Below are 20,710 nucleotides of genomic sequence, written 5' to 3' on the forward strand. Positions count from 1 at the left end.
TCAGTCCCGGCGCCGGATCAGCCCGCCTCGCTTGCGCAGCAACTCCTCCAGCGCGGTCTGCGCGGCCTTGATCCGCGCCGTGCGCTGCTCCATGGACAGCCCGTCGGCTGGCAGCATCGGCTTGGGCAGCGGCTTCATCTGGAACCAGCGCTCGTCGTAGAACAGGTTGCCGACCTCGCGCCAGCTCTCCTTGAGGTCCGCCTCGGTCTCCTCGAGCTGCCGCTCGGCCTTCTCGTGCCGGGCCTTGGCCTGGCGGACCACCTCGGACAGCTCCTTGGCGCGTTCGGCGTCCACCTTCTGCATCCGGCGCACCGCCTCGTCCACCTGGCCGGTGATCGCCCGGTAGCGCTCGCTCGCGGACGGCTCGTTCACGGTTGGCCCTCCCCGCTGGCCTCTGCGGTGTCGAACGGGATGACGACCTCGGGCCTGGCGTGCTCGGCCCGGTCGAAGAACAGCCCGCGCCGGGGCCGCGGCGACCAGCTGATCAGCTGCCCGGCGGCCAGGCTGGACAGGTCCGGCCCGTGCACGTCCAGCGCCACCCAGGCGCCAAGGTCCTCGATGCCGCCGCCCAGGAATCCGCCCTTGAGCCGCTGCACGCTGCGCCACCAGCCAATGGTGTGGGTGGCCAGTTCGGGGCCGTGCTTGAGGATCTGCTTGAGACTGTCCACTCCGGACTGCCGGGTGCCCGGATCCTTCTGTTCCAGCAACGGGTAGGCCGCGTCGATGGCGTAGAGCACCAGGTAGTGCGGGCGGGCCGGTTCGTTGTTGCCGGCGCCGCTGGCCGCCCGCGCGCCCAGGTCGGCGGCCAGCGCGTCCAGCGCGGCACGCACCCCGTCGGTGTCGATCAGCTCGACCTCGTTGCCGGAGTCCTTGAGCGCGCAGGTCAGCGTCTCGGCCTGGGGCCGGGCGTCCTCGGCCACGCAGACCAGGGTGAACCTGGCCTCGCCGGGCAGGTGCTGCCGGGACAGCGACAGCGTGGCCGCGGCCAGCACGCTGGTGGCATCGCGCAGCACCGAGCCGAAGGCGGCGATGTTGCGGCCGGGGGTGCGGGCCAGGGTCACCCCGGCCGCGCTGCCCGCCACGTCGATCACCTGTCCCAGCAACGCCACCGGCGGCCTGCCGCGCCGTGGTTCCAGCAGCCGGAAATCCTCCACAGTGGACAGTGCGGGCACGTGGTCGCCGTCGAAGAGCCGGGGTTCGCCCAGGTGCGCCGGCCGGCGTTGCCACAGCTCGACCTGGAGCGCGTCGAAGGTGCCGCGGCTGGTGGCGTCCGGGATCCGGGCCACCTCGTTGCCGTGCCGCACGCCGGAATCGTGGTTGATCACCGCGTGCCGCCGGGGGATCTCGATCGCGGCCTGGTTGGTGTCCACCAGCACCCGGCGTGCCTTGGGCAGCGCGATCCGCACGATGAACTGCTCGAAGATGGCCGGCTTGCCCCAGAACGCCTCGATGCCGGAGACGTCCTGGCTGGAGAGCACCAGGTGGATGCCCTGCGAGCGCCCGCGCCTTGCCACGTCCTCCAGCAGTCCGGCCGCCTGGTTGGTCACCGCGTCGCGTTCGGCGAAGAGGAACTGGAACTCGTCGATGACCGCCACGATCCGCGGCCAGCGCCCCTCCGGGTCCTCGGTGCGCAGTTCCTCCAGCTTGGTGACCTCGTGCCGTTTGGCCGCCTCGGCCCGGCGGCGCATCTCATCGGCCAGGTACTTCAGCAGTGCCAGCCCGAACTCGCGGTCGGCGTTGACGTTCACCCCGACCAGCCGGGCGTGCGGCAGCCAGCTCGGGTCCTTGCGGCCGGGGGTGAACTGGGCGAAGGAGACGCCCTCCTTGAAGTCGAGCACGTACAGCTCGAGTTCGTCGGGGGAGTAGCGGGCGGTGAGGCTGCCCAGCATGGCGTAGAGGAAGTTGGTCTTGCCGGAGCCGCTTGGCCCGCCGATCAGCGCGTGCGGCGAGGAATCGCCAAGGTGCAGCAACACGTCCTGGCCGTCGCTGCGGCCGATCGGCGCGCTCACCCCGGTGGCCGAGTGCTCGGCCCAGCGGGTCTCGGGCAGCAGGTCGGCGAAGGTGCACACCCGGCTGCGCCGCTCCAGCAGCGCGTCCGCGATGGCCCCGCAGGCAACCGGCACCCGGTCCCTCGGCAGTGGATCGTCCAGGGTGACGGTGGCGTGCTCGCCGGTCATGCTGGCGGTGACGGTGCCGTCCCGGTGCAGTTCCACCGTTTCCAGCGGGCTGTTCACCGACAGCCGCATGTCCACCATGATCAGCTGGATGCCGCAGGCCAGTCCGTTGCGGGCGACCCGCTGCAACTGCTGGCGGAGCTGGTCGTCCAGGTCCTCCCGGTTGCCGAAGAGGATCGCGATCCGCCACGGTTCCGAACGTTTGCCGGTGGCCGTGGTCAGCGCGCGCAGCGAGGCGTGCCCGTCGACCAGGATCCGGGTGTGCACCCGGCGGATGTGCTCGGAGAACTCGGTGAGCAGGTCCTGCAACCGGCTCGGGTCGTGCACGGTGAGCAGCCCGGCGCGGGCCAGCGGGTACAGGCCGGGCAGCGAGCCGGTGAACTGGCCGGTGTCCCACACGTGCACCTGCACCAGCCCCGGCTGGAAGTAGGACAGCGCGCGCAGCACCAGCGTTTCCACCAGTGCCTCGGCGTGCATCCGGGTGCTGTGGTCGGAGAGCACGTGCAGGTGGCCGTGGTCGAGCAACGGCACCGCGGCCGGGAACTCCTCGGCCAGCGAGGCGTCCTCGATCCGGGCCGAGCCGATCCGCCACAGCCCCGGCGCCGGGACGCTGCCGTCGTGCGTGCCCGGCAGGCCAAGCCAGTGTTCCCAGTGATCCCCTGCCGAGCCGGGCGCGTGCTCGCGGACCAGTTCGGCCAGGGTGGCCGGGCCGTTCCCGGTCCACTGCGCGAAAACCTGCTCGTGCTCGGCCAGCGCGTGTTCGGCCAGCGGGCGCAGCGCCGGGTCGGCGTACTGCCCGGCGAAGGCCGGATCCGCCTGCACCGCACGGATTCCCTGCTTGCGCAGGGTCAGCTCGAACTCGGCCCGGCGGTGCTGCGCCTCGGCCACGGTGTGCTCCTGCCTGGCCGCGCCCAGCGCCATCGCCACCGCGTCGTGGAACTCGCCGAAGACCTCGCCGATCCGCGCCCGCCGCTCGATTTTCTTGCTCACGCTGCACCGCCCAAGATCACGCCGCCAGTCTCACAGGGAGGTCATCAGGCCTTCCACCCGGTCCAGCGCCGCGGTGAGCAGTTCCACGCTGCGCTGGTGCTGGGTGCTGGCGCCGAGCAGTTCGGGCGGGGTCAACGACTCCGAGTGGTGCTTGCCGAGTCTGGCCAGCACGGCCAGGGACTCCCCGAGCAGCTCATCGGCCTCGGTCAGGCCCTGGTGCGCCTGGAGCAGTTGGTCCCGCACGGTGCCCAGTACGGCCAGCACCTCCGCGACAGAGGACACCGGCGCCTACAGCCGGTTGGCGTAGCCCTCGGCGGTGCTGATCGCGCTTTGCACCTGACTCTGCGTCTCGCCGATGCTCGACACGGCCTGGGTGAGCAGGTTGGCGGCCTGTTCGGCGTCGGACTGGCTGCTGCCCTGGGTCACCTGGTGCAGCGCGGTCTGGGCTTCTTCGAGGGCTGTCACGGCCTGTTGGAGGGCGTTGACGCTCTCCCTCGCCTTCTCCGTGGCCTGTGAGATCCCGTGGCGTACCTGCTCCACACTTGCCATCTCGCGCCCAGCTCCTCCATGCGACTCCAGCCGTGCCACGGACATGGCACGGCTTATTTAGTTGAAGGTAGTACCCAAACACCTCCTCAGTACAACCAAGATCGGGTTGATTTCCACCGCCATTGGGGTGAGGGCGGGGACTACGCGCCGTGCCGTCCACCAGCCGTCTGGGGCTTGCTCCAGGTCACGGGCGCATCACAGGATCGAGCGGTACTGATCCTCTGGAAGGACGGCTGCTCACATGGCGAAACGCCTTTCCGTGCTGCGCACCGCGCTGGCCGCCACCGCGGTCGCCGCGGCCGCGCTGCTGCCCGCACCCGCGCTGGCGGCACCGGGAGCCGCTGCCGACGCGGCGCAGATCCTGCACGTCACCGCCCCCGGCGACCCGGCCGAACTGGGCCGCAGGCTGGCCGAGGCCGGTCTGGACGTCCTGGGCCGGGAGGGCTCGGCGATCCTGGTCCGTAGCCAGGACGGCGTGCCCGGCACGCTGGCCGGGCTCGGCGCGCGCACGGTCCGGGTCCAGCAGGTCCCCGCCGCGGTCACCCCGCGCGCGGCCGCGGCCTACCCGAAGCCGAAACGACTGGCGGGCAAGGAATATCCGACGTTCTACGGCGGCTACCGGACGGTCGAGGGTTTTCACTCCTTCGTGGCCGACGTTGCCAAGCACTACCCGGACCTGACCAGGCGGGTGGCCTACGGCGAGTCCTGGGAGCGCGGGCAGGACCCGGCAAAGGGCAACCAGCTCGAAGCGCTGTGCATCACCGCCGAGGCCTGGCGCGGCTGTGAGCTGAAGCCGGACTCGGCCAAGCCGAGGTTCCTGCTGATGGCCCAGATCCACGCCCGCGAGGTGACCACCAGCGAGCAGGCATGGCGGTTCATCACCCGGCTGCTCGACGGCGCCTACGGCGAGGCCGAGGTGGCCGCGCTGCTGGGCGGCACCGAGGTGTGGGTGGTGCCGCAGGTGAACCCGGACGGCATCGGCGTGGTCCAGGACGGCCTGACCAACGCGGGCACCTCGGCCAACAGCTCGGCCTGGCAGCGCAAGAACCGCAACGACAGCAACAGCGTCACCCCGTGCCCCGGCCCGTGGAGCAGCAACCACGAGGGCATCGACCTCAACCGCAACTGGGACTCCCGCTGGGGCGGGGTCGGCACCTCGGGCAACGCCTGCGCGCAGACCTACCGCGGCCCGAAGGCGGCCAGCGAGCCGGAGACCCACCAGCTGGCCGGGCTGTTCGAGAAGCTGTTCCCGGACCAGCGCGGACCGGGCGAGACCGACGCCGCCCCGGCGACCGCCCGCGGTGCGATGATCACCTTGCACACCTACGGCAATCTGGTGCTGATGCCATGGGGCCACGACCCGAAGGTCAAGACCCCCAACGACGCCGGGCTGCGCTCGATGGCCTTCCGGATGAGCGGCTACAACGGCTACACCACCGGCCAGCCGGGCGAGGTGCTCTACAACGTCACCGGCGCGGCCGACGACTGGGCCTACGACAAGCTGGGCATCGCCGGTTTCACCTTCGAGATCGGCCCGAACAGCGGTGAGTGCAACGGTTTCCACCCGGCCTACACCTGCCAGGACAGGTTCTGGGAGCTGAACAAGGACGCGCTGCTCTACGCGGCCAAGTCGGCCAGGCAGCCCTACGTCTCCACGCTGGGCCCGACCGTGTCCGGCCTGACCGTCAAGCGCGGCCTGTTCAGCGTCGAGGTCAGCGCCAAGGCCGATGACAACGCCTACGGCACGGTCGGCGTCGGCCGTCCGGCCGCGCAGAAGGTGGTCGAGGCGGAGATCTACTTCGACCGCGCGCCCTGGGACGGCGGCCGGGCCCGGCCGCTGAAGGTCAGCGGCGACGGCGCGACCGTGGAACTGGGTGGCAAGGCCGGCGCCTGGGGCCTGGAGCGACTGGCCTACGTGCGGGCCAAGGACGCCGACGGCAACTGGGGTCCGGTCACCGCGGCGTGGGTGAAGTAGCCACTTCCGGCACCCCGGCCGGTCCGGCGCTGAGCTGCAGGGCGATCACGCCAGCACTCGGCGCCGGGTCGGCCGACCAGTAACTGGCCGCGTGCTCGCCGTCCCATTCCAGCTCGGACCAGTTGTCCTCGCCGATCCGGGCCATCGCGTCCTTGAGCGCGGTCGCGGTGTCGCCGGGCACCAGTCCGAGGTCGAACTCGACCCCGAGCACCCCCGGTCCGCACGGGGTGAAGTCGGTCAGCTCGCCGTCGTGGGTGATCCGGCTGGCCACCGCCCTGGCCTGCCACTCCGCCCCGGCCCGCCGGTCCGCGGCCACGTCGACCGACAGCCGCAGCCGCTGCACCGGCCCGTCCGGCAGCACCACCGGCTCCGGCTCGGGGATCACCTCGTCCGGGTCCTCGTCGGCAGGCGCCTGCGGAAGCAGCGGACTCGCGCCCAGCCAGGCCTCCACCAGCACCCGCTCGCCGCCGGGCACCAGCTGGGTGACCAGGTCGGGATCGTCCAGCACGGTCCAGGCGGTGGGTAGCTCGCAGGACACCCTCGGCACGCTGACATCGGGTCCCAGCCCGCGCACGAAGGTGCGCACCGCCCTGGACAACGCCCCGGCGTCACTGGCCGCGGCCCGCTCGTCACTCGGCTGGCTGATCGTCACCGACCAGCAGCCCGGCTCCTCATCGGAGCAGTCACCCGCCTCGACGATCCGCCCGCCGCCCAGCGCTACCAGCCCCAGACAGGCATTCCGGGCCTGGGACTCGTTCTCGGCGGCGACCACCACGGTGATCAGCAGCTCCAGCTCGTCTTCCACCATCGCCGGCCAATTGTCCCTCAGTGGTGTGAACAGGAGGTGCGGTGGGCCTCTTCCGCGGCCAGCACCACCCCCGCGGCGTGCACCACGGCCGCCACCCGCAGCACCTCGTGCACCTCATCCGCCGAGGCCCCGGCCGCCCGCGCCTTGCGCTCGTGCAGCTCAAGGCACACCTCGCAGCCGTTCACCGCGCTGACCGCCACGCACCACAGCTCGAAGTCGCCCTTGTCTACACCCGGCCGCGCCACCACCCGCATCCGCAACCGCGCGGGCATCTTCAGGTACTCCTGCTCGCCCAGCAGGTGCTTGGCCCGGTAGTAGACGTTGTTCATGGCCAGCACAGCCCCGGCCGCCCTGGCCGCGTCCCACGCCTGCGCCGACAGCCGGCCCTTGGCCTCCTCCACCAGCCCCGCCAGGGCCCCGGTCCGCCCGTCGGTGAGCGCCACCGCCACCACCGCGCCCCAGAGCCGCTGGGTGTTCAGCACGGACTCCCCGAGCACCGATTCCAGGCTGGCCCGGATGTCCTCGGCGTAGTCCGGCATCGCCGCCAGCACCGACCGCAACGTCACCCGGGAAACGCTAGGGCATGTCCGCACAGCCACGCACGCGATAGCCGCGCCGAGGCGGCCCCTGGCGGCACGGCCGGACCACCCGAATACGCCCGGTATGAGGGCGGCCCGGCCGCGCCACCAGGAACCACCTCGATCACGACTCTCGCCCACGCGGCTCCGCGGACATGCCCTAGCCCCGGCAGCTGTCGCGGTACTCCGTCGGGGTGCGGCCGGTCAGCTCCAGGAAGGCCGCGTTGAACGCCGACAGCGAGGCGTAGCCGACCCGGAAGGCCACCTCGGTCACCGGTGCGTCCCCGGCGACCAGTTCCTCGATCGCCCGCGCCAGCCGCATCCGGCGCAGCACCGCCCGCCAGGTCATCCCGGTCTCCGCGGCGAACCGGCGGGCCAGCGACCGGGGCGCCAGCCCGACCCGCGCCGCCACCTCCTCGAAGCGCACTTCCTCGCCGAGTCGCGCCTCGGTCAGCCGCAGTGCCTGCCGCAGCTCCGCCGACCGCCCGGCCGGGATGGTGACCGGGCTGGGCTGCTCGGCCAGCCGCCAGGTCACCGCGGCCAGGGCGGCGAACATCGTCTCCGCGTAGGGCGGCAGCTCCGCGTCGGGATCACCCCACGCCCCGCACTCGGCGACCAGGCACCGGGCCAGCGGACTGAGGTCGAACACGGCCAGCGGCGCGGACGGCGGCGGGGCGAACCCGGTGTCGAAGAGCACCGAGGCCGTGCGCACCGGCCGGGGGATGCTCACCTGGATCGGCCGCCCCGCCTCGACCAGCGCGGCCCTGGCCGGCGGCAGCAGCCACACCTGGCCGTCGGCCGTCAGTCGCAGGGCCCCGGCCGAGGCGTACAGCAGGTAGTGCCGGTCGGTGCGGAGTTCCCGTTCGGGCCCCGCCTCGACCTCCCGCACGAAGCTGTACGCCTTGGCCGTCATCCGATCTCGACCGGCTCGGCCAGGAATCGCCTGCTCACCGGCGCCCCGACGGTGAGCGGCCGGACCACCGCGCCGAAGCTGGCGAAGGATTCCGAGGCCAGGTAGCCGCGGAAGGACTCCTCGTCCACCCACTCGTGCAGCACGGTGATCTGCCCGTCGTCCTCCCGCGAGGCGAAGACCCGGAAATCGCGGTTGCCCGGCATGGCCCGCACCCGGTCCCGTTCGGCGTCGAACTGGGCGAGCGCGGCGACCCGGTCGGCGGGCGCGGTGCTGAAATCTACGGTGGCGATCAACATGTGGACCTCCTCTGTCGTGGTTGCTGAGAAGATCCTCGCCCGAACACCACCTGGCACACTGCCGCCAGTCTGACAGATTCACGCTCCTATCGGACAGCCTCAGTCCAGCAGCTCAGCCACCCAAACCTGCCGCGTCGGCTCCCACCGAGCCTGCCCACCCCCGGTGAAGTGCACCGCGATCAGCCCATCCGTCCACGGCGTGGCCGACTCCACCCGGGCCACCGGCCCGATCTGGCCGTACCGCCGCACAAAATCGCCTTCCACCAGCTCCCGCGCGGTGATCAGGCTGTGGTTGCGCACCCGGGAGGCGGGCCGCAGCCGCACCACCGTGAGCTTCCACAGCCCGTACCCCAGCGCCGTGGTCAGCACCGGCCACAACGCGTTGCCCGCCAGGAACCCCAGCGAGACAAGGAATCCGCCGATGGCGCTGAGCAACCCCGAGCTGACCGGCCGATTGCCGACGAGCAGCCACCCATGCGTGCGCACCAGCCCGTTGTCCAGCTGCCCACGCCAGGACCCGTGGCCCGCCGGGATCTCCTCCGCGCCGAAGGCCATGGTCGGCGGGGTATCGGCCGCCGCCGCGGCCCGGTCCACGGTCGCGGCGTCCACCGGCACCCGGTGACTGCACGCGGCACAGGCCAGGATCAGCCCCGTATCCGCCTCCCGATCACTGAACAGTCCAAGCACCCCGTGCCCCTGCGGACAGCGGTAGGCCACCGGATTGGTCGGCGTCTGCCAGACACGCAGCACGCGCACCGCGTCGGTCGCATTCGTCATCACGCGGACCTCCAACGCAACCGGCCGTCACTGGCAGGCGCGCACACCATGGGTTTGCCGGTCTTGGACACCCCGACCGCACCCGCGGTCGAGCAGAACGCGCCGGGCGTCACCACCCCGGCGGGCGGCGGTTTCTGACTGCTGGGCGGAGGCGGCGGCGGCTTCGGCGTGCTCGCCCTGGTCGTCCGCGGCGGCGGTGGCGGTGGCGGTGCGGCCCTGGTGGTCCGCCCACCGGGCGGGGCAGGCGGCGGCTCCGCCGAACTCGACGGGACGGCCTCGGTGCTGCCGACCGGCGTGCTGGTGGCGGTGACCGAGCTGACCACGACGCTGGTGGTGCTGGTCCCCGCGGTGGTCGCGGACAGCGGCACGGTCGAACTGGCCGCGGTGGCGGCCACGGTGACCGAACTGGTCACCGGCGGCATCGGCCCACGGACCGCACCCACCGTGCCGATCAGCCCGAACAGCAACAGAAACGCCCCGGCGAAGATCGACACCCCCCGCTTCCAGTTCGCGGCCGACCACCACCACAGCCGAACCGGCCCAGGTTCCTCTTCCGGCACTTCGACCCCTCGCTGTCCCGTTTTTCCGAGCAGAGATGGTGGTCAGGTCGCCGGAACCACGCCGGTTGTTACCAGGTACGACCAATCGGGTTCGAATTGGTCTCGATCGGCCGGATGCCGAAACAACCTGGCCCGTTCAGCCGAAAAGACAACCCTGGTCTCAGCCCAGCCAGGGCTTGCTGATCCGCGCCCAGGTCCCGTCGTGCAACGCCAGATTCAGCCACTGGTCGACCCACTGCTGGAACACCACATCGCCCAGCGGCACCAGGTACGCCTTCTCACTGAAGGTGAACGGGGCCTCCGGGTGCACCGCGCACAGCTCCGGGCGTTGCCTTGCCTGCCAACGGGTTTCGGTCGCATCCGTCATCATCAGGTCCACCCGGCCGGCGATGATCTCGTCGAAGATCGTGTTGTTGTCCGGGTGCACGACGATGGTGGCGCGCTTGAGGCTGGCGCGGGCGAACTGTTCGTTGGTGCCGCCGGGGTTGACCACCGCGCGCACACCCGGCTGGTCGATCTGGTCCAGGGTCTGGAAGCGGTCCTTGTTCTCGCAGCGGGTGATCGGGGTTTTGCCGTCGCGTACGTAGGGCTTGCTGAAGAAGGCCTGCCGGGCGCGGTCCAGGGTGATCGAGATGCCGCCGACGGCGATGTCGCAGTGCCTGCGGAAGTCGGGCAGCAGGGTGGACCAGGTGGTGGGGACGATCTTCAGCCGGACGCCGAGGCGGGTGGCCAGGTCGCGGGCCAGGTCCAGGTCGATACCGGTCCAGCTGCCGTCAGGGGCGCGGTAGGTGAACGGGCGGTAGTCGCCGGTGCTGCACACCCGCAGCTCACCGCGTGCGGTCACCAGGTCAAGGCGGCCGCGCGCCCCGGCGTCACCGGCCGGGGCGGCGGCGGAGACCCCGCCGATCAGCAACAGGCCGACTACCAGCGGCAGGATCCTGGACCTCATCGGCGCGCTCCTAGCTCACAGGGCGTGATAGGCGGAGCCCTCGATCTTGCCCTGCTGGCACACCGGGCCGAAAGACCAGCCGAGTTCGAACGGCGTGCGCTCGTCCGGCGGGATCACGCTGATCTTGGCCGGGGCGGGCTGGCAGGGGCCGGAGGTCGGCTCGCCGGGACCGGGCACCGCGCCCCAGTGCAGTTCCTTGCCGGCCTTGCCGCCGGGGCGCAACGTCACCAGCTTCGGTCCGGGACTGGGCTTGCGTTCCAGCTGGGTGCGCAGCGCGTTGCCGGAACCGTCCAGCAGGGCCAGGCCGCCGTAGCCGTAGAGCGTGCAGTTGGCCTTGCCGGTGTTGGTCACCAGCAGCGTCGCGTAGCGCTGTCCGGCACCGGGATCACCGGCCTTCAGCTCGCCGCGCAGCGTCGCCGCGGTGCACCGGCCGACCTGGGCCGCCGCGGTCACCTCCGGCGGCTGTTCCCTGGCCGCGGGCGTGCTGCTCGGACTGGCCGCCGCGCTGCTGCTCGCCGTGGCACTGCTCGGCGTGCCGCTGCCAGGGGACTGGGCGGCTGGTTGGCCGCAGGCGGCGAGCAGGGTCAGCGCGGACAGCGCCAGCAAAGGTCGGATGCGCACGTCAGTTCTCCTCCCGAGTCGGCCCCCTCGGGTTTCCCGCTGCCGGTGATCTTCACACGTGCCCGGCCGGCCAGCACGGCACCACGCGGAACCCGTCGGTGGCCGCGGTGAAGACGTAGGTCCAGCACACCGTGCCGTCGGCGAGGGCGAGCCGGATCCGTCGGTACTCCGTGCCCTCGTACTCATCCAGCACCGGCAGCGCGGCCACCGGATCGGCCAGCGGCAGCAGCCAGCCCGGCACCTCGCCGGCCGGGTCGATCCGCAGCCCAGGCCAGCCCTCGCCGGTGTCGTACAACGTGCCAGGCACACGCACCCGCCGCGGCGTCCCACCGACCAACGGGGCAGCCAGCGACCAGGCCGAACCACCCGGCTGCAGGGTGCCGTAGACGAACACCCGGTCCGGCCACAGGCCCGGATCAGGGTCGCCGGTGATCTCGGTGACCGCCAGCCCGCAGGACCCCGGCTCGCCGGTCAGCTCCCGCGCCGCGGCCTGGGACAGCTCCTGACAGCGCACCGGCTCGCCGTCCACCAGCAGCGGTTCGCGCACCTCGCCGCGGGCCACGTAGGCGAGCACCCCGTCCAGGTGCGCGCCGGTGCCCAGGGTGACCCGGCCGGTGTGCACCCTGGCCAGCCGGTAGCGCTCGCCCCGCCCCTCCACCACGTCCAGCACCCGGAGCTGTTCGGGCGTGGCCAGCCACACCGCGTGCGTCTCGGTCACCCCCGGCATGGCGGCCAGGGTGGCCGGGCGGGCGCCGTCGCGTAGCCGGAACCCGCTGGCCCACACCGCGGCCAGGTCCGCGCAGTGCGCTCGCAGCACCACCACCGGCCCGGGTAGACGAAGGTTTTCCCGCAGCCAGGTGATCTTGGACGGGCATCGGTTGGAGCCGTAGGTCAGCACCGGGATCCGCCCGGACAACGGCGCCTCGCCGCGCTGGAGCAGCCATTCGTCCAGGTCAACCCCGTCGGGCTGGACCAGCGCGCCGGTGCTGGTCTCGTGCAGCGGCAGGCCGAGGCCGTCGGTGTGCAGGTAGGAGGTGGGCGGCACCGCGCCCGGGTACGGGTCGGCGGGGAAGTCCTCGTCGCGGTACACGGCCCCAGCCAACCATCGACTTTCGTCAGCGCACCGCTCGACCTCCGGTCGTACTTCCGCACCGGGGGCCGCGGATAACGTTCGTGGTGTTCAAAGCCCCACTGCGCAAAGCTCCGGCGAGAGGCCCCAACCCGGACCGCTGGAGCCGGGGGCGCTGACCAGGCGGGCGTCCATCGGCATGGGGGAGAGATGGGCGCCCGCCTCCCTTACGAACGCGGCCGTTGCGTGTGACGCACCGGCCGCGTTCGGCTGCGTTCGGCCAGTTGGCACAAACGATTGCCCCAAGCAGGCCAGTTTGCGCCGCAATAGACAGGAAAGTTACCTAACAACCTTGACGGCCGACGTGGCCTGGGTCACCCTCGGATCCCCCTGCCGCTTCTCCCGATCCGCTAGTCGAGAGGACGCGAAACCATGAACGGCTCACCTCGGCTGATCACCGGTGTCGTGGTCACGACACTGCTCGCCGGTCTCTGCGTCGGCGCGGGCACCGCCTCCGCCGCCACCAACCTCGCCCTGGGTGCAAACGTCAGCACGTCCTCCGTGGAGGAGGCGTCGCTGGCCGGCCCCTCGGCCGTGGACGGCAACACCGGCACCCGGTGGGCCAGCGCCGAGGGCGCCGATCCACAGTGGATCCAGCTGGATCTGCGTGCTGCCAAGGACATCCGGCAGATCCGGCTCAACTGGGAGGACGCCTACGCCAGGGCCTACCGGCTGGAGGCATCCGACGACGGCAACACCTGGCGTGCCCTGCACAGCACCAGTTCGGGCGACGGCGGCCTTGACGAGATCAACGTCAGCACCACCGCCCGGCACCTGCGGCTGACCGGCACCCAGCGCGGCACCGTCTACGGCTACTCGCTGTGGGAGTTCGAGGTCTACGGCGTCGGCGGCCAGGAACCGCCGCCCACCGGTGGCTACCTGCCCGGCACGCTGCGCCCCTCGGTCTCCCAGGCCGAGCAGGACCAGGTGCTCTCCCGCTACTACCAGCAGTGGAAGACCAACTTCCTCACCACCAGCTGCGGCGGCGGCCAGTGGGCGGTGCGCTCGGTGGACGCCGACCACGCCTTCGTCGGCGAGGGCCAGGGCTACGGGATGACCATCTCCGCGCTGATGGCCGATGTCGACCCGCAGGCGCGCACGGTCTTCGACGGCATCCTGCGCTTCGTCAAGAACCATCCCTCGGTGATCGACCGGGACCTGCACGCGGCCGAGCAGAACCCGGACTGCGTCAGCGTCAACGGCAGCGACTCGGCCACCGACGCGGACCTGGAGATCGCCTACGCACTGCTGCTGGCCGACCGCCGGTGGGGCAGTGGCGGCGCCTACAACTACCGCCAGGAGGCGCTGCGGATCATCGCCGCGATCAAGCGCAGCGAGGTCCACGCCGGCAACAAGCTGCCGCTGGTGGCCGACTGGGCCAGCTCCGGCTCGCACAACAACGGCTCGCGCTCCTCGGACTGGATGCCCGGCCACTTCCGCGCCTTCGCCAAGGCCACCGGCGATTCCTTCTGGCACAACGTGCGTGGCGCGACCGAGAACGCGGTCACCCGGTTGCAGCAGCAGTTCGCGCCGAACACCGGTCTGCTGCCGGACTTCGTGCAGGACACCCAGTCCTCGCTGCGGCCCGCGATCGGCAAGTTCCTGGAGAACGCCGAGACCGACGGCAAGTACAGCTGGAACGCCTGCCGCGACCCGTGGCGGCTCGGCGTGGACGCGATCACCGTCTCCGGCAGTGCGGCCCAGGCCCAGGTGCGCAAGATGAACGCCTGGATCAAGCAGGCCACCGGCGGTGACCCGAACCGCATCGCCAAGGGCTACGACCTCAACGGCGCGGTGGTGGAGAGCGGCAGCTCAGCCGCGTTCTTCGCGCCGTTCGCGGTGGCCGCGATGGCCGACCCCGGCAGCCAGGCGTGGCTGGACCGGTTGTGGGCCAAGCTCGCCAGCACCTCGCTCAGCACCACCGACTACTACGCCAGCAGCATCCAGGTCCAGGTGCTGCTCGTGCTCGCCGGACGGTACGTGGCGGCATGACCGGTTTCCGACAGAAGAGACGATCGGGGGTTGTTTAGCCCAGTGCCGCAGACCAGTCTTTCGGGTGGTTGGGAGCGGTCTCACGAATTGGGTTGAACCATCCCGGCACTGCGATCCGTACCAGGTACAGCAGGTCGCACCATGAACGTGAGGGGTTGTCCGTCTGGCGGCGGGGGCAACCCCTCACCCCTTTCGAAGTCCGGGGGCGCCGGGTTTGATGAGACGGTGCCCCCGGACTACCCGCCGAGCCGGGTGAACCCGCTCGACCCACCACCGCGCTTCGCCCACCTGCGCGCGCACGAGCCGGTCTCGCTGGTGCGCACCCCGCACGGCGAGACGGTCTGGCTGGTCACCCGGTACGCCGATGCCCGGTTCGTGCTCGGCGATCCGCGCTTCTCCAGCGACCCGGCCAATCCGGGCTTCCCGCAGATCCGGCCGGCGCCGGAAGGCCCCCGGATGCCCGGCATATTCCTCTCGATGGACCCGCCGGAACACGGCCGGTATCGCCGGATGCTCACCGGCGAGTTCACCGTGCGCCGGATGGCCGCGCTGCGCCCCGGCATCCAGGCCGTGGTCCGGGACTGCCTGGCCGGGCTGCTCGGCCAGGGCCCGCCCGCCGACCTGATGAGCGCCTTCGCCCGGCCGCTGCCCGCGCTGGTCATCTGCGACCTGCTCGGCGTGCCCTTCGCCGACCGCGAGTTCTTCGCCGGCCGCAGCGAGATCCAGCTCGACCGCTCCCGGCCGGGGCACGAGGTCACCGCGGCCATGGCCGAGCTGTGGGACTACCTGGACGGCCTGGTCGCCCGCAAGCTCGCCGACCCGGCCGCGGACCTGATCAGCAGGCTGGCCGTGCAGCGGGTGCGCACCGGCGAGCTGACCAAGGACGACCTGGTCGGGATGAGCAGGCTGCTGCTGGTCGCCGGGCACGAGACCACCGCCAACATGATCGGCATCGGCATGCTGCTCCTGCTGCGCCGCCCGGCGCTGTGGGCACAGCTGCTGGCCGATCCGGGGCTGGTGCCCGCCGCGGTGGAGGAGCTGCTGCGGCACGCCACCGTGGTGCAGCAGGGCGTGGTGCGGGCGGTGCTGGGCGAGGTGGACCTCGGCGGCGTGCGGCTGGCCCGCGGCGACGGCGTGATCGTCTCGCTGTCCTCGGCCAACCGGGACGCCGCGGTCTACCCGGAGCCGGACGAACTCGACCTCCAGCGGCATGCCGCCCCGCACCTGGCCTTCGGGCACGGGGTGCACCAGTGCCTCGGGCAGTTGCTGGCCAGGGCCGAGCTGACCGAGGCCGTGCGCGCTCTGTTGCCAGTTCCGGGATTGCGGCTGGCCATTGCCCCCGATCAGGTGAAGTTCAGGCACGAGATGGCGGTTTACGGCGTGCGGGAGCTGCCGGTTGAGTGGCACTGATAATCGGGAGGACGAGATGACGACGCCCCAGCGCGCCCACCGGCGCTTGGTGCAACGCGCCTACGGCAGCCTCGCCGATCCCGCGGATGCCGCGCGGACCTGGGCTGACCTGGCCGGACTGGTACGCGGTGCGGGCGCTTTCGACCCGAGCTGCACCACCTTCGTGGCCGCCTTCGACGCCCAGACACCCGCCGGTGGCGAGGCCGCCTACCGGCACCTGCTGCTGATGGCCGAGGAGGACCGTCGCCGGGACGCCTCGGAGGATCCGGTCCCGCCGCGGCGCACCGGGGTGGACTTCGTGATCACCGTGGCTGATCAGCGTTTCTTCGTCAGCCTGCTCGCGCTGGCCGCGCCCGCGCTGTCCTTCACCCCGTGCGCGCAGTTCGCCAGGGGCACCGCCATCCCGGCCCCGCGCTGCGCGGAAACCCCCGTGCTCTGGGACTGAACTCCCGAGCCTTCCGCTCTCCCGGGTCTCAGCCCGATTCCGCGGAACGCGGCTCGGGCAGCCATTCGCCGCTCTGCCGGGGCGGGTTGAGCACGCGCCCGAACTCCGCCCGGTCCAGATCCAGGCTGTGCGCGGCCACCGCGGCCCACAGCAGCGCCTCCCGGCGGCGGGTGATGCCGACCAGCACGACCACCAGCACGAGCAGCGCGCCGACCGCGCAGCCACTGGCCAGGAAACGTGGCACGTTGAAACTGTGCAGCGTCACCGAGACCGCTACCAGCGTGAATCCCACCAGTGCGGTATAGACCAAAAGTGAGGAGCGGCGGTCGAAGGCGCGGAATTCGACGCTGCGCTCGCGCAGTGAGGCGAGCAACAAACGTTGGTCACGTAGCGACATGTGCATGTATTCGGCAATACGTTCCTCAATCGGGTTCAGCTCGCCTGCCCGATGTCGGTGAGTGCTGACCGAATGCGCGGCGGGCGACGGAAAGGTCGCCGGGGTGGTCATGGTCCTGGTCCCTTCCTGCTGCCTTGCCGGGGTCACTCGAATGAGTGAGACGGGGTGACCTGTACCGTGCGGCCACCCAGACTTATCGCACAGTAAAACAGAATGTTCCATTTTCCACATCCCTCGAAGGTGTAACTGTGCGTGCCGGAGGTTGACGAGGAGGCCCTACATGGCCGAAAGCCCCACGGTGCGTCGCAGGCACGTCGGTGCGGAACTGCGTCGGTTGCGCGAGTCCGCAGGCGTGGACCGGGAGAGCGCGGCCGAGCTGCTCGACTGCTCGCTGTCCAAGATCACCAAGATCGAGCTGGGCAATGTCGCGGTGAAGCGGGCCGAGCTGGAGAAGCTGCTCGAGTGTTATTCCGCCCCCGCCGAGCTGTCAGCGTCCCTGCTGGTCATCGCGGCCGAGGCGAAGAAGCGCGGCTGGTGGTCGCGCTACGGCAAGGCGGTGCCGGACTGGTTCCGCACCTTCGTCGGCCTGGAGTCGGCCGCCTGCGAGATGCGGGTCTACGAGGCCGAGCTGATCACCGGCGTGCTGCAGACCGAGGCGTACACCAGGGCGGTGATCGCCGCGGTCAGCCCGGAGCTGGCCGAGGAGCAGGTGGAGCGGCTGGTGCGGGTGCGGGCGGAGCGGCAGGCCCGGCTGCTCAGTGGTGACCCTCAGCGACTGAATCTCATCATGAGTGAGGCCGCCGTTCGCCGGATGGTGGGTGGTCCGGCGATTATGCGAGAACAACTCGCATTTCTGGTGGCGGTGCAGCGTCGCCCCAACGTGACCATCCAGGTGCTGCCTTTCCGGTCCGGGGCGCACGCGGCCATCGGATTCACCTTCACCATGCTCCGTTTCCCTGACGAACCGGCTCCCACGCTGGTGTATCTGGAGGATCTGACCTCCGCCGCCTATCTCGATGAAGCCGCGGATTTGGACGTGTATAAGCTCACGTTCGACCGCCTGCAAGCGTTGGCACTCGGCCCGGCCGAGTCCGTCGCGGTCATCGAGCGGGCAGTAAGTGAATTCTGAGTAAATAGGGGTCAGTATGTTGTCCTCCGACCTTTTCTACGCCACCTGGCGCACGTCCAGTCGCAGCAGCGGCAATGGCGGCCAGTGCGTGGAGGTCGCTGTCGTCCCGGACGTCGTCGGCGTGCGGGACTCCAAGAACGCCAGTGGCCCTGCCCTGGTGTTCACCCCCGGCGCGTGGGGCACCTTCCAGTCGACACTGCTGGCCGGGTCCTTCGACCTGGTCTAGTCGCACCTGGTGGACGAGGGCGGTCGACATGGTCGGCCGCCCTCCCTTCATATGAAGGCTGAAAACGTATACAGGAGTACTTCACGCGACCGGGTTGACTCGGAGTGCCTGCCGCCAGGTATCTGGGAGGGAACGCACGATGAGACGACAATCGCCGCACCGCAGCGGCGCCAGGGTCGCGCTGGTCTGTGTGCTGGCCGGTAGCGCGGTCACGCTCAGCCTGCCCGCGATCGGCAGCGCCAGCGCCGCGACGAACTGGCAGCTCACCGCGCCCGGCGCCCGCTCCGTGCCAGGCGCGGCCGCGACCCCGTCGGCCGAGCTGGACCTGGGGCAGGACGGGCGGCTGAAGCTGACCGTGCGCCGGGGTGAGACCACCGTGCTGGAGCCGTCCGCGCTGGGGGTGGAGACCGCGCACGCGGACTTCACCAGCGGCCTGCGGTTCACCGGCATCAGCCAGCGCGCGGTGCACGAGAAGTACACGACCACCGTTGGCAAGCGCCGCGAGCACAGCACGGACGCGGCCGAGACCACGTTGCGCTTCATCAAGGACGGCCAGCGGATCGACGTGGTGGTGCGGGTTTCCGCCGACGGCGTGGCCTACCGCTACGTGCTCTCCGGCCCGAAGTGGGTGACCGTGGTCGGGGAGGCATCGGAGTTCGCCGTGCCGGCCGCCGCGGACTCCTTCCTGCTGCCCTTCGACAACGGGCGCGGGGACTACGAGTCGGCGCACAAGCACAGCAGCGTGGCCCAGGCCGAGGCCACCGAGTACGGCTACCCCTCGCTGTTCAAGGTCGGCGACAGCTGGCTGCTGCTGGCCGAGTCCGATGTGGACGGTCGCTACGGCGGCTCGCGGGTGCGGCTGGACCCGGCCGACCGGCGCTTCAAGCTGGTGCTGCCGGACCCGGCCGAGGTGAGCAACGGCCCGCTGGCCACGCCATGGCGCACCCTGGTGGTCGGCGACCTGGCCACGGTGACCGAGAGCGACCTGATCACCGACCTGGCCCCGCCGTCCAAGATCGCGGACACCTCCTGGATCAAGCCCGGCGTCGCGGCCTGGTCCTGGTGGGCGCTGGGCACCGGCGACCTGAACCTGCAGAAGCGCTACGTGGACTACGCGAGCAAGCAGGGCTGGGAGTACAACCTGGTCGACTCGGGCTGGGCGGACGCCTGGATCCCGGACCTGGTCGCCTACTCCAAGGCGCGCAACGTGGACACCTGGCTGTGGGTGCGCTGGCAGACCATCGACACCCCCAGCGAGCTGGAGCGGTTGTTCAAGCGGTACCAGGACTGGGGCGTGGTCGGCCTGAAGATCGACTTCGTCGAGTCCGACGGCCAGGACCGGATGCGCTGGTACGACATGGTCTTCGCGGCCGCGGCCAAGTACAAGCTGATGCTCAACTTCCACGGGGCGCCGATCCCGCGCGGCACCGAGCGCACCTGGCCGCACGTGATGACGGTGGAGGCGGTCAAGGGCGCGGAGGGCACCAAGCCGCGGCCGGGGCGCGAGCCGTTCCCGATCGAGCACTACCTGACCTTGCCGTTCACCAGGAACCTGACCGGCTCGATGGACTTCACCCCGGTGACCTTCAGCGGCGTGCGGCCCAACTCCGACGCCGGTGAGCTGGCCCTGTCCGTGGTCTTCGAGTCCGGCGTGCAGCACTTCGCGGACAGCCCGGAGAACTACGCCAAGCAGCCACTGGCCGAGGAGTTGCTGCGCTCGGTCCCGGCGGCCTGGGACGAGACCAAGCTGGTCGACGGCGACCCTGGCAAGCACGCGGTGTTCGCCCGGCGGGCGGGCGCCGAGTGGTACGTGGGCGCGGCACTGGCCGGTCCGGGCCGCAATGTGGACGCGGCGCTGTCCTTCCTGCCCGCGGGTGAGTGGACGGCCGACATCTACGGCGACGGCCCGGAAGGCAAGATCGTCCGCACCAGCCAGCGGGTGAGTCGGGACAGCACCCTGTCCGTGCCGGTGGCCAAGAACGGGGGCTACGTCGTCCGGCTGCGCCCGGCTGGCTGATCGGCCGAATTCCCGAAGATAGTTCGCGTTACCGCCGTTCGGTGCTACCGACCGGTAAACCTCGCGGTCACGCTGTCGTCACGCGCCTGCACTGCACTTGCCGGGCGCGTGACGACAGCGCGCTGACTGCGAGGAGGCGACATGCGGGTTCTGCGATCCGCCCTGGTCGGGATGATCACCGTGGCGGCACTGGGCCTGGGCGCGCCCGCGGCGCTGGCCGCGCCGACGGCCCCCGCCCCGGCCCGCCTCGCGGCGGACAAGCCCCCGTACGAGACCTGGATCCGGGACGTCACCGCGGTGACCACCCAGCTCAGCAGCTACCTCGACAGCAGGCTGCCCGGCGGCGGCAAGAAGGCCGTGGTCTTCGACATCGACAACACCACGCTGGAGACCGCCTACAACTTCGGCATCCCCACCCCGGCCATCCCACCGGTGCTGGCCGCGGCCAAGCGGGCCAAGCAACAGGGCGCGTCGATCTTCTTCGTCACCAACCGCCCGTACCTGCTCGGCCTGCCAACCGAGGACAACCTCAAGCGGGTCGGCTACGCCGTGGACGGCCTGCACCTGCGCCCCTGGTTCAACTTCGACCCGACCGAGAAGGTCAAGACCGACGCCCGCATCGCCATCGAGAAGCAGGGCTACACCATCGTCGCCAACGTCGGCAACAACACCTGGGACCTGGCAGGCGGCCACGCCGAACGCACCTTCAAGCTCCCCGACTACGACGGCGCTTTGGACTGATCTGGCCGGACCCGAGCAACAAACGTGGGCGCCA

At 71.0% G+C, this 20,710-nt stretch carries 22 protein-coding genes; 8 read left to right on the plus strand and 14 right to left on the minus strand.

What is annotated here, in order from left to right; all coding sequences use genetic code 11:
* Genes HNR67_RS08415 through HNR67_RS08430 form a run of 4 tightly spaced genes read right to left on the minus strand, consistent with a single transcriptional unit; the run spans position 1 to position 3,713 of the window.
* Positions 1–372 (minus strand): hypothetical protein, encoded by a 372-nt coding sequence (locus HNR67_RS08415; RefSeq protein WP_185001509.1) that lies wholly within the window; start codon positions 370–372, stop codon positions 1–3.
* A complete protein-coding gene (locus tag HNR67_RS46145; protein ID WP_185001510.1) occupies positions 369–3,164 on the minus strand; it encodes an FtsK/SpoIIIE domain-containing protein in 2,796 nt (931 codons plus the stop codon). Before HNR67_RS46145 ends, HNR67_RS08415 begins: the two co-directional genes overlap by 4 nt.
* A 30-nt stretch (positions 3,165–3,194) precedes the next feature.
* On the minus strand, positions 3,195–3,446 hold the full coding sequence (locus tag HNR67_RS08425; RefSeq protein ID WP_185001511.1) for a hypothetical protein: 252 nt from the start codon (positions 3,444–3,446) through the stop codon (positions 3,195–3,197).
* 6 nt (positions 3,447–3,452) lie between these two features.
* On the minus strand, positions 3,453–3,713 hold the full coding sequence (locus HNR67_RS08430) for a hypothetical protein (protein WP_185001512.1): 261 nt from the start codon (positions 3,711–3,713) through the stop codon (positions 3,453–3,455).
* Positions 3,714–3,954: 241 nt separating this feature from the next.
* Between HNR67_RS08430 and HNR67_RS08435 the strand changes: the two genes are divergently transcribed.
* Positions 3,955–5,688, plus strand: coding sequence for a M14 family zinc carboxypeptidase (locus HNR67_RS08435; protein ID WP_185001513.1), 1,734 nt, complete (start codon positions 3,955–3,957; stop codon positions 5,686–5,688).
* Here HNR67_RS08435 and HNR67_RS08440 read toward each other — a convergent pair.
* The 9 genes from HNR67_RS08440 to HNR67_RS08480 form a co-directional block, all read right to left on the minus strand.
* Positions 5,666–6,496 carry a hypothetical protein gene (locus HNR67_RS08440; RefSeq protein WP_185001514.1) on the minus strand — a complete coding sequence of 277 codons (831 nt, stop codon included), beginning with the start codon at positions 6,494–6,496 and terminating at the stop codon, positions 5,666–5,668. The two genes, HNR67_RS08435 and HNR67_RS08440, sit on opposite strands and share 23 nt — an antisense overlap.
* Before the next feature lie 17 nt (positions 6,497–6,513).
* Positions 6,514–7,062: a carboxymuconolactone decarboxylase family protein gene (locus HNR67_RS08445; RefSeq protein ID WP_185001515.1), complete on the minus strand. Its 549-nt coding sequence runs from the start codon at positions 7,060–7,062 to the stop codon at positions 6,514–6,516.
* A gap of 172 nt (positions 7,063–7,234) precedes the next feature.
* Entirely contained in the window at positions 7,235–7,987 is a 753-nt protein-coding gene (locus tag HNR67_RS08450) for a helix-turn-helix transcriptional regulator (RefSeq protein ID WP_185001516.1), read from the minus strand.
* Positions 7,984–8,283, minus strand: coding sequence for a putative quinol monooxygenase (locus tag HNR67_RS08455; RefSeq protein WP_185001517.1), 300 nt, complete (start codon positions 8,281–8,283; stop codon positions 7,984–7,986). The genes HNR67_RS08450 and HNR67_RS08455 overlap by 4 nt, the downstream gene beginning before the upstream one ends.
* A 99-nt stretch (positions 8,284–8,382) precedes the next feature.
* On the minus strand, positions 8,383–9,060 hold the full coding sequence (locus HNR67_RS08460; protein ID WP_185001518.1) for a hypothetical protein: 678 nt from the start codon (positions 9,058–9,060) through the stop codon (positions 8,383–8,385).
* On the minus strand, positions 9,060–9,620 hold the full coding sequence (locus HNR67_RS08465) for a hypothetical protein (protein ID WP_185001519.1): 561 nt from the start codon (positions 9,618–9,620) through the stop codon (positions 9,060–9,062). The genes HNR67_RS08460 and HNR67_RS08465 overlap by 1 nt, the downstream gene beginning before the upstream one ends.
* 160 nt (positions 9,621–9,780) lie before the next feature.
* Positions 9,781–10,569: a transporter substrate-binding domain-containing protein gene (locus tag HNR67_RS08470; RefSeq protein ID WP_185001520.1), complete on the minus strand. Its 789-nt coding sequence runs from the start codon at positions 10,567–10,569 to the stop codon at positions 9,781–9,783.
* A 15-nt stretch (positions 10,570–10,584) separates the two neighbouring features.
* Positions 10,585–11,190, minus strand: a complete 606-nt coding sequence (locus HNR67_RS08475) for a DUF4232 domain-containing protein (RefSeq protein WP_185001521.1) — start codon at positions 11,188–11,190, stop codon at positions 10,585–10,587.
* 52 nt (positions 11,191–11,242) lie between these two features.
* On the minus strand, positions 11,243–12,292 hold the full coding sequence (locus HNR67_RS08480; protein ID WP_185001522.1) for a gamma-glutamylcyclotransferase family protein: 1,050 nt from the start codon (positions 12,290–12,292) through the stop codon (positions 11,243–11,245).
* A 399-nt stretch (positions 12,293–12,691) separates the two neighbouring features.
* Between HNR67_RS08480 and HNR67_RS08485 the strand changes: the two genes are divergently transcribed.
* The 3 genes from HNR67_RS08485 (at position 12,692) to HNR67_RS08495 (ending at position 16,166) form a co-directional block, all read left to right on the plus strand.
* On the plus strand, positions 12,692–14,311 hold the full coding sequence (locus tag HNR67_RS08485; protein WP_185001523.1) for a glycosyl hydrolase family 8: 1,620 nt from the start codon (positions 12,692–12,694) through the stop codon (positions 14,309–14,311).
* A gap of 225 nt (positions 14,312–14,536) precedes the next feature.
* Entirely contained in the window at positions 14,537–15,721 is a 1,185-nt protein-coding gene (locus tag HNR67_RS46150; RefSeq protein WP_312986785.1) for a cytochrome P450, read from the plus strand.
* A gap of 16 nt (positions 15,722–15,737) precedes the next feature.
* On the plus strand, positions 15,738–16,166 hold the full coding sequence (locus HNR67_RS08495; protein WP_185001525.1) for a hypothetical protein: 429 nt from the start codon (positions 15,738–15,740) through the stop codon (positions 16,164–16,166).
* Positions 16,167–16,194: 28 nt separating this feature from the next.
* Here HNR67_RS08495 and HNR67_RS08500 read toward each other — a convergent pair whose 3' ends face one another.
* Positions 16,195–16,674 carry a hypothetical protein gene (locus HNR67_RS08500; RefSeq protein WP_185001526.1) on the minus strand — a complete coding sequence of 160 codons (480 nt, stop codon included), beginning with the start codon at positions 16,672–16,674 and terminating at the stop codon, positions 16,195–16,197.
* 169 nt (positions 16,675–16,843) lie between these two features.
* On the opposite strand from HNR67_RS08500, the gene HNR67_RS08505 reads away from it, so the two are divergent.
* The 4 genes from HNR67_RS08505 to HNR67_RS08520 all read left to right on the plus strand — a co-directional run bounded on the left by HNR67_RS08505 (position 16,844) and on the right by HNR67_RS08520 (position 20,676).
* Positions 16,844–17,692 carry a helix-turn-helix domain-containing protein gene (locus HNR67_RS08505; RefSeq protein WP_185001527.1) on the plus strand — a complete coding sequence of 283 codons (849 nt, stop codon included), beginning with the start codon at positions 16,844–16,846 and terminating at the stop codon, positions 17,690–17,692.
* 16 nt (positions 17,693–17,708) lie between these two features.
* Positions 17,709–17,918 (plus strand): DUF397 domain-containing protein, encoded by a 210-nt coding sequence (locus tag HNR67_RS08510; protein ID WP_185001528.1) that lies wholly within the window; start codon positions 17,709–17,711, stop codon positions 17,916–17,918.
* Positions 17,919–18,057: 139 nt separating this feature from the next.
* Positions 18,058–19,935 (plus strand): glycoside hydrolase family 97 protein, encoded by a 1,878-nt coding sequence (locus tag HNR67_RS08515; protein WP_185001529.1) that lies wholly within the window; start codon positions 18,058–18,060, stop codon positions 19,933–19,935.
* Between the two features lie 141 nt (positions 19,936–20,076).
* Positions 20,077–20,676 carry an HAD family acid phosphatase gene (locus HNR67_RS08520; protein WP_221489814.1) on the plus strand — a complete coding sequence of 200 codons (600 nt, stop codon included), beginning with the start codon at positions 20,077–20,079 and terminating at the stop codon, positions 20,674–20,676.
* Positions 20,677–20,710 lie beyond the last annotated feature (34 nt).

Origin of the sequence: Crossiella cryophila, assembly GCF_014204915.1 — a bacterium.
Lineage (GTDB): Bacteria > Actinomycetota > Actinomycetes > Mycobacteriales > Pseudonocardiaceae > Crossiella > Crossiella cryophila.

Excerpts from the sequence above, each read along its gene's own strand:
- HNR67_RS08440 (WP_185001514.1), bottom strand. The coding sequence starts at position 6,496 with ATGGTGGAAGACGAGCTGGAGCTGCTGATCACCGTGGTGGTCGCCGCC.
- HNR67_RS08495 (WP_185001525.1), top strand. The coding sequence starts at position 15,738 with ATGACGACGCCCCAGCGCGCCCACCGGCGCTTGGTGCAACGCGCCTAC.
- HNR67_RS08520 (WP_221489814.1), top strand. The coding sequence starts at position 20,077 with ATGCGGGTTCTGCGATCCGCCCTGGTCGGGATGATCACCGTGGCGGCA.
- HNR67_RS08430 (WP_185001512.1), bottom strand. The coding sequence starts at position 3,713 with ATGGCAAGTGTGGAGCAGGTACGCCACGGGATCTCACAGGCCACGGAG.
- HNR67_RS08460 (WP_185001518.1), bottom strand. The coding sequence starts at position 9,060 with ATGACGAATGCGACCGACGCGGTGCGCGTGCTGCGTGTCTGGCAGACG.
- HNR67_RS08515 (WP_185001529.1), top strand. The coding sequence starts at position 18,058 with ATGAGACGACAATCGCCGCACCGCAGCGGCGCCAGGGTCGCGCTGGTC.
- HNR67_RS08500 (WP_185001526.1), bottom strand. The coding sequence starts at position 16,674 with ATGACCACCCCGGCGACCTTTCCGTCGCCCGCCGCGCATTCGGTCAGC.
- HNR67_RS08510 (WP_185001528.1), top strand. The coding sequence starts at position 17,709 with ATGTTGTCCTCCGACCTTTTCTACGCCACCTGGCGCACGTCCAGTCGC.
- HNR67_RS08505 (WP_185001527.1), top strand. The coding sequence starts at position 16,844 with ATGGCCGAAAGCCCCACGGTGCGTCGCAGGCACGTCGGTGCGGAACTG.
- HNR67_RS08450 (WP_185001516.1), bottom strand. The coding sequence starts at position 7,987 with ATGACGGCCAAGGCGTACAGCTTCGTGCGGGAGGTCGAGGCGGGGCCC.
- HNR67_RS08485 (WP_185001523.1), top strand. The coding sequence starts at position 12,692 with ATGAACGGCTCACCTCGGCTGATCACCGGTGTCGTGGTCACGACACTG.
- HNR67_RS08470 (WP_185001520.1), bottom strand. The coding sequence starts at position 10,569 with ATGAGGTCCAGGATCCTGCCGCTGGTAGTCGGCCTGTTGCTGATCGGC.
- HNR67_RS08455 (WP_185001517.1), bottom strand. The coding sequence starts at position 8,283 with ATGTTGATCGCCACCGTAGATTTCAGCACCGCGCCCGCCGACCGGGTC.
- HNR67_RS08435 (WP_185001513.1), top strand. The coding sequence starts at position 3,955 with ATGGCGAAACGCCTTTCCGTGCTGCGCACCGCGCTGGCCGCCACCGCG.